Here is an 11,858-nt window from a genome sequence, read left to right as displayed (position 1 = left end):
CCGCTCACACGCCGAGGTCGACGTCTTCGCGGACGGTGAGCGCACGGCCGATGCGGGCCTCGATCTTCGCGTATCGCCACAAGGTGTACTCGCCGACCGGGGTGGTGCGGAAGAGGTTGCAGACGGCCTTGACGGTCTCCTGGGTGTCGACGTCGGCGAGGATGTAGCAGGTCCAGGGCCAGCCGTCCGACGGTCCGACCAGGTGGCTGTCGTCGTCGATGTCGCCGATCACCCGGACGCCCGGTGTCTCGGCCACCGCGTCCATCATCCCGGAGAACGCCTTCCACACCAGCCCGCCCTGGCCGGTGGGGAGGTCGAAGAAGTTCTGATTGATGCCGATGCAGAACAGGACTCGCAGCGGTGCGGTCTTGGTGTCACTCACGATGATCTCCTCGATTCGAACGGGGTGGTCAGATGAAGCCGGGGAACGGCGGGATGTCCATGAGCACCGCACCGGCGCTGTCGTAGATGCCGTCGCCGAGGAAGGCGTGCTGCGGCGGGACCAGGGCCTCGCGCATGTACCGCTGCATCGCGTTGCCGTCGTAGATCGCCCCGGTGCCCGACAACTGGAAGGCGGTGTGCACGGCGGAAGCGCCCGCCTTTGCCACGTGCGTCGAGGACAGACGAAGAAGTGCCGCAAGCTTGTCCGGGACGGGATCGCCGGCGACCACCGTGGCGTACGCCTCGTCGGTGACCTCGTAGAAGAAGGCGCGGGCGGACCTCAGCGTCGCCTCCGCCTTGGCCAGGTCGATGCGATAGTAGGCCCGATCGGCGAGCTTCGGCGCTCCGGTGATTCCCGTGCGTCCCGCACCGACTTTGATCGCGTAGTCGAGTGCGGCGCGGCCCACTCCGAGATTGACGACGGCCAGAACCTGGGCGGCGTACGCGATGGAGGGATAGCGGTAGAGGGGTTCGTCGACGGTCGGGGTTCCGCCCCGGATGAACGTCCAATCCTCGGGGACGACGACGCCGTCGACCTTCAGTTCGTGGCTTCCGGTACCCGACAGGCCGACCACGTCCCAGTTCTCGACGATCTCGACGTCCTTCCGCCACAGCAGTGCGGTGCGGGGTTTTCCGGCTGTGGAGTCGCCGCCGCGAATTCCGACACCGAGAATGTCGGCGCCCTTGCATCCGCTGGCGAACTTCCACTGCCCGGTGATCTTCAGACCACCCGGCACCTGTTCGGCGGGTTGGACCGGGAACAATCCGCCGGCGAAGACGAGGTCCGGGCTGTCCTTGTACAGCTCCGCCTGAGTCGCGAGCGGCAGTGCTGCCAGGTAGACGAGAGCGGAGCCGAAGCTCGCCACCCAGCCCGCCGACGCATCCACCGCGGAAATTCGTTCAATCATCCGCAGAAACTCGCTCGGGGGTAGTGCGTCACCGCCGAACCGGCGGGGGGTCGCCGCGCGGTAGATGCCGATCTGCTTGAACTCGTCGATCATGTCGCGAGGCACGAACTTCTGGCGAGCGAACTCTTCCCGCCGCAGTGCGACGTGCTCGAGGACGTCCTCGAACGACAGCGTCCCGTTCGCGGCGGCGTCCGTCGTGTCGAGGGTCGGTGCGTTGGTCATCAAGTACTCCGATCGACGCGAAGTAGAAGGGGTGTGGCGTGTTTCGTGTCGAATTCACGCTATTGCGGTGGTGGGCATCACTCAATCGGTGCTTCCTCCCGCCGACGTGCAGAGATGTCGCCTCGGAGTAAAGGATTTCCCTATCGTGTCCGCTGTCTGTCCGCTCAGTAGACTCGACGTGAGCCGAAGGAGGCCGCATTGTCCGATCTCGCGCCGTCCGACTACGAACAACTCGTCGAGTCCCTCCGCTACTGCGTCCTGGTCCATGATGCGGCCACCAAGGACATCCTCTGGGCGAACAGGGCTGCGTCGGAATTGCTGGAGTTCACGGTCGAGGAACTCAAACCGCTCAAGGCCCCCGATATGAGTTCCCCGGCGAAGCGTTACCGCCGGTCGGTGGGACGGCGGTGGCTGCAGGACGCTGTCGACAACGGGGCGGCGGTCATCGAATGGGCGTATCGCGCGAAGAGCGGGAGGGAAGTCCTCACGGAGGCGATCGCGGTCCGGGTCGAGTTGAGCGCCCGGACCGTGGTGATGGTGCAGTTCCGCGACATCGAGCAGGAGACGTCGATGCGCCGCGACCTCACCCGCACCGAGGCCGACCTCACCCGCACCGAGGCCCGCCTGGCCGCCTTCCTGCGGAACATGGCCGAAGGAATCCTCGTCCTGGACGACGACAGCCGTATCACGTATGCGAGTGAGGCGGCGTCGCAGCTCTTGAAGGTTCCGGTGGCATCGCTTGTCGGCGAACGCTTCACGGAGTTCTGCCGGGCGGGGCAGTCACGGGACAGCGTACGCCGCGCCCTGGAACTGACAACCGCCGACGGAGGCTCCCAGAGCCTGCGCTACGAGGTGGAACTGACGGCCGAGGAGCGCCGATGGCATGCGGGGAGCTGCCAGCACATCGGTATCGAGAACGATCTGAGCGGCCACCTCCTGCTCTTCCACGACGTCACCGAACACGTCCGCACCGAGCAGGAGCACGAACGGGACTCGCAGTACCTCAATTACCTGGCCCGGTACAACGCGATGGGCGATATGGCCATGGCCATCGCCCACGAGTTGGCCCAGCCGCTGGCGGCCGCCACCAATTTCATCGCCGGAACGCAGAGCCGCCTCGGCGACGGCCAGAACAGTCACGACGAGGTGAGCTGGGGCCTGGGGGAGGCGCGCAAACAGATCGACCGGGCCAATCAGATCGTCCGGAGTCTGCGTGAGTACGTGACGCAACTCGAGGAGTCACAGCAGATCGTCGATCTCAACGATATCGTCGACGAATGCGCGTATTTCATCAACATCCGGGCGCGGCAGAAGAGAGTTCGGGTCGAGTACGTCTGTGTGCACGACACCGTTGCCGTCGTGTGCGAACGTGTGCTCACCGGGCAGGTCATCCTGAACCTGTGTTTCAACGCCATCGACGAGATGGCGGAATGGCCGGTGGCCGACCGCATCGTGACGGTACGCACCGACGTCACCGAGACGGAGGGTGTCGTGAGCGTCGAGGACCACGGCAAGGGGCTCTCGCACATCCCGGACGGACGAATCTTCGATGGCGTGTTCACCTCGAAGTCCACGGGTCACGGAATCGGGCTCGCACTGAGCCACCGCATCATCACCCGCCAGGGTGGGACACTCACCGCGCGCGAGAATGATCCGCACGGGGCCGTCTTCACGTTCACATTGCCCGCCGATCCGAACCTCTGAGCGGACGACCCCACGCGGGTAAAGGTTTCTTGGATTCCGTTGCGCCCGATCCGGTTCTAGCGTGGTGGGAAACACCACCGCGGCCCGGAGGTACCTCGTGGACTATTCGCATCATCACCGGACATTCCTGACCTGTTACGCCGACACCCACCGCTACGGCTGGCACCACGTCGACCTCTTCGTGCACGACGAGGACGGCAACGAAGTGAACTGGGTCCACTGGCAGACCCGGGAGGACGGACCGGACGGCGCCGACGCGGCCACCGCGCGCGTCGAACCGAACCTGAGACGGACCACCGACTGGCAACGCGGAATCAGCGCCGACGGAAGCGAGTACTGGATTGCGGAGGCGGCCTGGGCTCAGTGAACCGGCGGATGGGGTAGGACGCAGAGCTGCCGGTTCGCCGACCGAGCGGCGAACCGGCAGTTCTTTCGTATCGATAGATGCTTTACGCGACGCTTTCGGCGACGCGCTGGAACACGACCTTCCCACCCAGCACGGTGGAGACCACCTGCATTGCCGGGATGTCGTGTGGGTCGATGGTCTCGAGGTCGCCGTCGAGGATGCACAGGTCGGCCACCTTGCCGACCTCGAGAGATCCCTTCCAGTCCTCGGCGAAGTCCTGCCAGGCCGCGTTGATGGTGTACGTGCGGACGGCGTCGGCGAGCCCGATGCACTGGTCGGGCCCGCTCACCGCGCCGCTCGCCTTGCTCTCGCGCAGGATCATCGTCGAGATGCCCTGGCGCCAATCGGGTGGTGTGACCGGTGCATCGGAGCTGCTCATCAGGTGCACCCCGGATTCGACGGCGCTGCGATACGGCCATTCGTAGGCGGCTCGTTCGGTCCCGACCACCCCGACCTCCAGGTCGGCGATCGTCCACTTGATCGTCGGGTTCATGTTGACGCCGATGCCGTTGTCGGCCAAGCGCTTCAGAGTGGCTTCGCTGATGAAGTCGCCGTGGATCAGGTAGTGCCGGGCGTCCTCGCGGGGGTGCGCAGTCTGCGCGGCGATGATCGCGTCGGCGACGGTGTCGATGGCACGGTCACCGGTGACGTGCACACCGACCTGGTAGCCGGCCTCGTGGCCGATGCGGACCATCTCGGTCACCTCGTACACCTGACGTTCATCGGTGTCGCCGCCGACGCAGAGTGAGCCGCAGCCGCCGCCGACGTACTCCTCGTGCATCCACGCGGTCTTGCTCGGCGGGATGCCGTCGGCGAACACCTTTACCCCGAGAACCCGGAACATCCGCGGATCCACCGATTCCGGAACATCTATTTCGGCGAGGTTCTGCCCGAAATCCTCAGCCGATCCGGACATTCCGGTGGGCAGGAGAAGAAGGTTGACGCGGGCGCCCAGTTCGCCGCGGCGGGCGAGGTCGGCATACACCGCGAGGCCCTCCGCCCCCATTGCGCCACCGGCGAGGGCCTCGCCGCCGGGGCCGATCGCGGGATCGGTGACGCTGGTGATGCCCTCGCTCTGCAGGATCGAGATCGCCGAGCGGAGTGTCTCCTCTCGGCGTTCCCGGGTGAGGGCCGGGAGAACACGCTGCACGAGCGCCTGTGCACCCTCCATGACGATGCCGGTCAGCAGGCCGTCCTCACCGACGGGCATGAGGCTGCCCGGCGGCAACGGGGTGGTCTCGTCCACCCCGGCGAGCGCGAGAGCCGCGCTGTTCACCCACGACGTGTGTCGCGAGAAGTCCTGCAGGAACACGGGATTGTTCGGGGACGCCTCGTCGAGGTCCCAGCGGGTCGGCGTCCGACCGGATTCGGCGAGGCACTCGTCGAGATAGCCGTCATCCCAGCCGGTTCCGATGATCCACTCACCGTCCGCGGCAGCGGCGGCAGCCTCACGCACGAGTTCACGGACATCGGCGATCGAACGGACCGTCGGAAACGAGACGTCCAGCGACAGCGGCGGGGTGTCGAGCCCGTACGCGATGGCGTGCAAGTGCGAGTCGTTGATTCCCGGGAGGATCGTCTTCCCACCGAGGTCCGTGACCACCGTGTCCGGTCCGATCAGGGCGTCGATCTCCGCATCGGTGCCCACCGCGTGGACGAGTCCGTCACGCACCGCGAGGGCGGTGGCGATCGTGAAGTTCTCGTCGACGGTGAAGACCTTGCCGTGGGTGTAGACCGCATCGGCGTAACTCATTGGTTCCTCCAGGTTGCTGTCGGGGAGAGCGGTCAGATGGCCATCGGGGCCATGCCGAGGATCATCAGTGCGGATCCCGCTGCCGCGGTTCTGACACCGGATCGGCGTTCGCGGGGAGGTGTGGATCGAAAGAGATGCAGTGCCACCAGGGCCCAGCACACGAGGACGACCACGGGCAGCCAGCTCGTCGAGATCCCTGCGCCGCCGTGGTGGTGGCCCGAGGGTGCCGGCGCCGACGCCGTCGAGGCGGGAGCGGACGTCGGGGCCAGGAGCAGCAGCACTCCCATGGCGGTGAGGTCCACCGCGCAGGGAACGGCGGTCCGGCGGTGCATGGTCTCACCGGTGACGAAGACGGCGAGACCGATGAGGACGGCACCCTCGAGCAGGTGAATCCCCGCAGGCAGGCCGGGGATCATCATCACGACCATGGACACCGCCATCGCACCGTGCGCGATCCGCACCCGGCAATCCGTTCCGTGCGCCCACCACATCGGCACGACCGCGCCGATCGCTCCCACGAGCATCGCCGCGTGCACGGCAGGGATCTCGAACATCGTCGGACTCAGATCGTGGGGGTGAGTTCGCGGTCACGCTCGACGCCCGCCCGGCTCTGCAGGGTGACCCGGGCGACGACCAGTCCTGCGACGAAGAACAGCGCGATGACGCCCAGCAGGATGTCCGCGAGTAGTTCCGACCCGCCGATCAGCGTGGTGAAGTTGTCGAGCACCAGCCCCGTGACGGCCACCAGACCCACGCATCCGAGCATCGGGGCGATACGCGTGTGCCAGAGCCGGGTATCCAGCCGGGTGCGGGCGAAGAACGCGATGATCGCGACGCTGGTGAGCACCATCAGCACCAGGATGCTCACGGTGGCCAGGCCTGCCATCCAGGTGAACAGCTCCAGCACCGGGTCCGCGCCGACGAGCGCGAACACCCCGACGACCACCGTCGCCGAGATTGTCTGGGCGACCGAGCCGATATGCGGGGAACCGTGCTTGGTGTGGGTGCGGGACAGTGCGCGCGGAGCCGCGCCCTTGCGGGCCAGGGCGAACACGTACCGGGAGATGGCGTTGTGGAAGGCCAGGAGCGCGGCGAACAGGCTCGTGACGAGCATGATCGCCATGACGTCGGCCGCGGGACCGCCCAGGAAGTGCGCGGCGGCGGCGAACGTCAGCCCGGCAGGGTCGGCGGCGGCCGCCGCGGAGACGTTGTCGCTGCCGAACGCGAGAACCACCGCCCAGCTCGCCAGCGCATACACCAGTCCGATGACGATCACGGCGGCGTACGTCGCGATCGGAATCGTGCGCCGGGGGTTGCGGGCTTCCTCTCCGTAAATCGCGGTCGCCTCGAAGCCGATGAACGACGCGATCGCGAACATCAATGCGACGCCGGGGGATCCGCTGAAGAACGAGGACGGGGTGAACGACGCGAAGTCGATACCTGCGGCCCCACCCCGCGCGAGCACGCCGAACGAGAGCACCAGGATGATGCCGATCTCGAGCACGAGGAGAACTCCGAGTACCTTGGCGCCGAGGTCGATGCTGCGGTATCCGAGCACGGCCACGAGAGCGATGAGTACCAGCGCCCACATCCACCACGGCAGGTCGGGTCCGCCGTACTGGACCACGAGACCCTGAATCGTTGCGGCGGCCAGGCCGTACACGGCGGCCTGGATGGCGGTGTAGGTCAGCAGAGCGAGTCCGGCGGCCCCGAGCCCGCAGGACTCGCCCAGCCCCTTGGCGACGTAGGCATAGAAGGCGCCGGTGTCGACCATGTGGCTGCTCATGGCCGCGTATCCGACGCTGAAGACGAGCAGGACCAGTGCGGCAATGAGATACGCGGTCGGGGCGCCCGCACCGTTGCCGATCGCGATCATGACGGGCAGAGCGCCGCCGATCGCGGTCAGCGGCGCCGCCGCGGCGATGACGAGGAAGACGATTCCGACGACGCCGATGGATCCGCGTAACTTGCCGGCTCCCGTGGTGGTGTCAGACATCTGTTCCCCCGTCCGAGTGGCAACTGCCGGCAGCGGTCGCGCAGTGCTTCGACGTCGTGCGGGGAACGTCGAGAGCGGGGTTGCGGTCGAAGAAGCCGTTGGGCTTCAACGTGAATCCGGTGTAGTCGACGGGCATGATCGGCCAGTCCTCGGGACGCGGAAAGTGTGTGAGGCCGAACGTGTGCCAAACAACGATGTCTTCGTTCTCCACATCGCGATCACCGGCAACGTAGTTGGGCAGTCCGGCGCCACCCGCGTGCTGGTTCACGAAATCCCCTGACGCGTAACGCTCCTTCTCGTCGAACTGGGTGACCCACAGGTGCTTGGTGGCGAACGTCGCCCGCGCCGCGATCGAGGAGTCGTCGTCGGCCAGCAGGACCGGCTGCCCCTCCGGGTGGAGTGCGTACGCCACCGGCTTGCCCAGACGATTCAACTTGTTCGGGTTGCTGATGTGCCACACGCGTCCGACGCTGTTGTCCGCGAGGCGCTGCGCCTCGGATTCCTTCATAAGCGGAGTGCGTTCGAGGGTGAAAGCGTTTCCGTGCAGGTTCCCGGGGCCCATCTTCACCCGCTTGGTCTGCACCTCCTCGACGGAGTTGCGGTCGCCGTCGATCATCATGTCGAGGCGGGCGCTGAACAGGTGCTGGTGGTACGGGGCGCCGAGGCCCGGGGCGATCTCCGAGGCGTACGGGTAGTCGCCGCCCGGGTGACCCGACGTGAAGACGATGCCGGTGGCCTTGACCTCGAACTCGATGGTGCCGTCGAGGTACAGGTACCAGAAGAAGCCGTAGTCGTAGTTGCCGATCGTGGTGAAGAAGGAGACGACGAGACGGCGCTGACGGCGGGTCTCGGCGGAGCCGGCCCACAGGTCGGTGTGCTTCCACAGCACGCCGAAGTCCTCCTCGTGCATGCACACCGCGTTCTTCAGCGTCTTGGGAGTACCGAACTCGTCGGCGATGACAGCGTCGAAGTAGGTGATGTCGCCGACGCAATCGCAGCCGAGTTCGAGGGCGTTCGCGTAGCGGCCCACCATGTACTCACCGGTGTCGAAGTAGTTCTGCCACGACCGGACCGGCGAGGGATCGCCGTAGGGCACCACCATCTCGGCGATGGACGCGCGGTGAATGATCGGGCGCACCCGATCACCGTCGGCGAATCCGAGCTGGTGGAGGACGAGACCCTCGCGTGCGTCGAAACCGACTCGGAACGACCACTTCTCCCAGTCGACGCGGTTGCCGTCGACGACGAAGCTGGGTCCCTCGGGCTGGCTGATCTCGATGGGCTTCTGGGTGGTGCGCAGGGGGCCGGTGACGGCGAGGTCGTCGAAGTTGCCCGACTCCTCGGGGATCGGGACGGCGCCGAGGTCGAGAACGTCGGTGACGGTCCGGTTCATGACGTCGACGAATCCGACGAGCCCGTCGATCGGATGTGCCCAGGCGTGATCCTTCGGGTGGTCCTGGCGGAACGCGAGCCCCCGAAGGATCCGCTTGCCCGTCTCGCCGGGGTAGTCGAAGACACCGGCGGAGAGGGGAGCGACCCGGACGTCGGCGACGTCGAGTCCGCGGGCCGCGAGCGCGGCGATCCAGCGTTCGTCGGCGGCCAGCACCTGTTCGACGAGCTCGAACTCCTCGTCCAGAACCGGCATCTGACCGTCGCGGACCGCGTCGAGGGTCACCGAGCTGATCACCGACCGCTGGGTCACCGACACCACGACGTCCACCGCGTTCGGCGACGAGATGTCGTGCAGCAGAACGCGAAATCGGCGATCGGTCTCGGTGCCCGCCGCCGTGTACAGCGTCGACTTGTCCGGTTCCTCGAGGCCGACGTAGACGAATCGCGTCTGTTCGGTCAGCGTGTCGGCGGCCTCGAGGATCTCGCGGAGGGAGGCGATCTCTTCGACGGTCGGCAGCGACAGCGGGTGGTCGATTCGCGCAGGGGAAAGGGTGGGCATGTCGCGATCCTTTGGTTCTACGGATGTTGAATAAAAAGCTTAGTGACGTACGTTACAGTGGAGGTGCCCTCGTGTAAACAGTGAGTTTCGCGCCCGAACAAACTGACCGTTCGGTCAATAGATTTCTCTATCAGATTCGGCAGCTACGGTTTTCGCTGAGCGGCGGACGAATCAGAGTGCGGCGACGAACTGCTCGAGCATCTCCAGTTGACGCTCCGACGACGTTTCGCCGGGCGTGAGGACACCCAGAATCTGCATACCCATCATCATGTTGAGCAACTGCTCCACCACGATGCTGACGTCGATGTCGCCGACGGTGCCCTCCTCGCGCGCCTGCTCGAGGAAGATCGCCATCTGCTCGCGCCAATTGTCCATCGTCTGTCGGTTGGTCGCCGCCATCTGCTCGTCGTACATGGCGCGCGGCCACAGCGAGGCGGCGATCCGGGCTTCGAGAAGTTTTTCTTCGTTGGTCGGCATCACTTCGCGGCAGAGGATGCGTAGGGCATCGAGTCCGGTCGCGTCGCCGAGGGCTTCCCGGATGCGGCGGTCGGTGACTTCGGAGATGTGTTCGTACGAGGTCCGGAGGATCTCGTCCTTGCCGGCGAAGTAGTGGCTCAGGGCGCCGTTGGTGTATCCGGCCTCGGCGGCGATGTCGCGCATGTTGGCAGCATCGATACCACGGGCGGCGATCAGCCGCCAGGCGGCGGCGGTGATACTTCGCCGCCGCTCGTCGTGATCTACAAGCTTAGGCACGACGCGTACCTGTCCTGTCCGCGATCATGCGACAACGGTATCAATGCGCTCCACCGAGTACCGCGGCAGCGCTTACCGCCGGGCAGCCGACCGGGCGGCGGTACCCGTGGCGAGCTTCTCCAGCAGTCCGATGAGTGTGAGGCGCTCGCGTTCGGTGAGCGCATTCGCCCACTGCTGCTCGCGTTGGTTGTGGATGGTGTAGGTGCTGACGATCGCGTCGTGCCCGGCGTCGGTGAGGCTCAGCTGGACCGCTCGCCGGTCTGCGGCGGATGTTTCCTTCCTCAGCAGTCCGTCCCGCTCGAGGGTGTTGACCAGGGCGGACACGGCCGCGCGACTCATGCCGGACAACTGGGCGACCCGTTTGGACTCGCAGGGGCCGGCGAGCCACAACACGAACATCACCCGGAAGCCGGGCCAGCTCCACCCGCTGGGCCGGTGCACGCTCGACTCGAGGTCGTACACCAGGGCGCTGGTCACCCGGTGGAGAGCGAGGACCAGGCGCATGGAGACGGGGTCGATCTCGGGCAGTTCCGCGGCCGTCTGCTTCACGGCGAAATCGACGAAGGACAGAAAGTCGAGTTCGTCGGCGGGCGGAGTTGTCGAGGTCATGGTGTCACGATAGCGCCGATCCGCCGCGAAATGATCAAGGCTTTGCTTTTTCTGTGAGGTCGGTTACATTGGACGGACCAGATGATCAATGCTTTGACTATTGAGGTGGTTTGCATGGCGACAACATCCTTCGCATCTTCGGCGGACCTGGGGGAGAAGGAGCAGACCCTCGAAGTGCTGGCGGACGGCGTCTATGCGCTGACCGCCGAGGGTGATCCGAACATCGGGGCGATCGAGGGCGAGGATTTCGTCGTCTGCTTCGAGGCGCTGGCCACTCCCGTGGCTGCGCAGAGCTGGCTGACGAAGCTGCGCGAGCACACCGACAAGCCGGTGCGGTACCTGGTGCTCTCGCACTACCACGCTGTTCGGGTGCTCGGGGCGTCTGCGTTCGACGCGGAGACCATCATCGCCCACGACAACACGTTGGCGCTGATCCATGAGCGCGGAAAGCAGGACTGGGAAAGCGAATTCGGCCGTATGCCGCGACTGGCCAAGGGAGCCGACTCCGTTCCCGGTCTCACCTGGCCCACCATGACCTTCTCCGACGCCCTGTCCATCGACCTCGGTGGTGACCGGGGCACGCTGGAGTTGCAGTACCACGGACGCGGCCACACCGAGGGGGACATCGTGGCGTGGTTGCCGAAGCACCGCATCCTCTTCGCCGGTGATCTCGTGGAGGCGCAGGCGGCGTTGTACACCGGCGACGCATTCCACCGTGACTGGTCGACCGGGACACTGGACGGGCTCGCGGCGCTGAACGCCGAGGCGCTCGTCGGTGGTCGCGGCGCGGTCTCACGCGGGCGCGCGGAGGTCGACGCCGCGATCGGGCAGACCCGGCACTTCATCGAGGTGATGCTGCGTGAGGTCGCCGCGGTGCAGCAGCGGGGCGGCACATTGAAGGAGGCTTTCGAGGCCACGCACGCCGCATTGCACGAGCAGTACGGGCACTGGCCGATCTTCGAGCACTGCCTGCCCTTCGACGTCTCCCGTGTGTGGGACGAGCTGTCGGGGATCGAACGTCCGGTCATCTGGACTGCCGAACGCGACCGTGAGGTGTGGAATCAGTTGCAGGACTGAGTGAGCCGACGTCACCGCTAACACTGTTTCAGAGGATC

General features: G+C 66.1%; 11 protein-coding genes. 3 read left to right on the top strand and 8 right to left on the bottom strand.

Annotated elements, in window-relative coordinates:
- Nucleotides 1-4 precede the first annotated feature (4 nt).
- Nucleotides 5-382, bottom strand: coding sequence for a hypothetical protein (locus tag HYG77_RS11380; protein ID WP_005255968.1), 378 nt, complete (start codon nt 380-382; stop codon nt 5-7).
- A gap of 28 nt (nt 383-410) precedes the next feature.
- On the bottom strand, nt 411-1,571 hold the full coding sequence (locus HYG77_RS11375; protein WP_208962699.1) for an acyl-CoA dehydrogenase family protein: 1,161 nt from the start codon (nt 1,569-1,571) through the stop codon (nt 411-413).
- 198 nt (nt 1,572-1,769) lie between these two features.
- Here HYG77_RS11375 and HYG77_RS11370 point away from each other — a divergent pair, with 198 nt between their 5' ends.
- On the top strand, nt 1,770-3,275 hold the full coding sequence (locus HYG77_RS11370) for a PAS domain-containing sensor histidine kinase (RefSeq protein ID WP_208962698.1): 1,506 nt from the start codon (nt 1,770-1,772) through the stop codon (nt 3,273-3,275).
- A gap of 97 nt (nt 3,276-3,372) precedes the next feature.
- The gene (locus tag HYG77_RS11365; protein ID WP_005250812.1) at nt 3,373-3,642 is read left to right on the top strand and encodes a hypothetical protein; all 270 of its coding nucleotides are present in this window, start codon (nt 3,373-3,375) and stop codon (nt 3,640-3,642) included.
- A gap of 82 nt (nt 3,643-3,724) precedes the next feature.
- On the opposite strand, the gene HYG77_RS11360 is transcribed toward HYG77_RS11365, so the two are convergent.
- The 6 genes from HYG77_RS11360 to HYG77_RS11335 all read right to left on the bottom strand — a co-directional run bounded on the left by HYG77_RS11360 (nt 3,725) and on the right by HYG77_RS11335 (nt 10,743).
- The gene (locus HYG77_RS11360) at nt 3,725-5,434 is read right to left on the bottom strand and encodes an amidohydrolase (protein ID WP_208962697.1); all 1,710 of its coding nucleotides are present in this window, start codon (nt 5,432-5,434) and stop codon (nt 3,725-3,727) included.
- 32 nt (nt 5,435-5,466) lie between these two features.
- Nucleotides 5,467-5,988, bottom strand: coding sequence for a DUF5134 domain-containing protein (locus HYG77_RS11355; protein WP_208962696.1), 522 nt, complete (start codon nt 5,986-5,988; stop codon nt 5,467-5,469).
- Between the two features lie 8 nt (nt 5,989-5,996).
- Nucleotides 5,997-7,430 (bottom strand): APC family permease, encoded by a 1,434-nt coding sequence (locus HYG77_RS11350; protein WP_208962695.1) that lies wholly within the window; start codon nt 7,428-7,430, stop codon nt 5,997-5,999.
- Nucleotides 7,423-9,381: a primary-amine oxidase gene (locus tag HYG77_RS11345; RefSeq protein WP_208962694.1), complete on the bottom strand. Its 1,959-nt coding sequence runs from the start codon at nt 9,379-9,381 to the stop codon at nt 7,423-7,425. The genes HYG77_RS11350 and HYG77_RS11345 overlap by 8 nt, the downstream gene beginning before the upstream one ends.
- A gap of 171 nt (nt 9,382-9,552) precedes the next feature.
- Nucleotides 9,553-10,134: a TetR/AcrR family transcriptional regulator gene (locus HYG77_RS11340; RefSeq protein ID WP_109326777.1), complete on the bottom strand. Its 582-nt coding sequence runs from the start codon at nt 10,132-10,134 to the stop codon at nt 9,553-9,555.
- A gap of 72 nt (nt 10,135-10,206) precedes the next feature.
- Nucleotides 10,207-10,743, bottom strand: a complete 537-nt coding sequence (locus HYG77_RS11335; RefSeq protein WP_109326778.1) for a MarR family transcriptional regulator — start codon at nt 10,741-10,743, stop codon at nt 10,207-10,209.
- 114 nt (nt 10,744-10,857) lie between these two features.
- Here HYG77_RS11335 and HYG77_RS11330 point away from each other — a divergent pair, with 114 nt between their 5' ends.
- The gene (locus HYG77_RS11330) at nt 10,858-11,820 is read left to right on the top strand and encodes an MBL fold metallo-hydrolase (RefSeq protein WP_208962693.1); all 963 of its coding nucleotides are present in this window, start codon (nt 10,858-10,860) and stop codon (nt 11,818-11,820) included.
- Nucleotides 11,821-11,858 lie beyond the last annotated feature (38 nt).

Origin of the sequence: Rhodococcus sp. ZPP, assembly GCF_017656075.1 — a bacterium.
GTDB lineage: Bacteria > Actinomycetota > Actinomycetes > Mycobacteriales > Mycobacteriaceae > Rhodococcus_F > Rhodococcus_F oxybenzonivorans.
The sequence above is the reverse complement of the archived record's forward strand: the minus strand, read 5'-3'. Positions and strand labels throughout refer to the sequence as shown.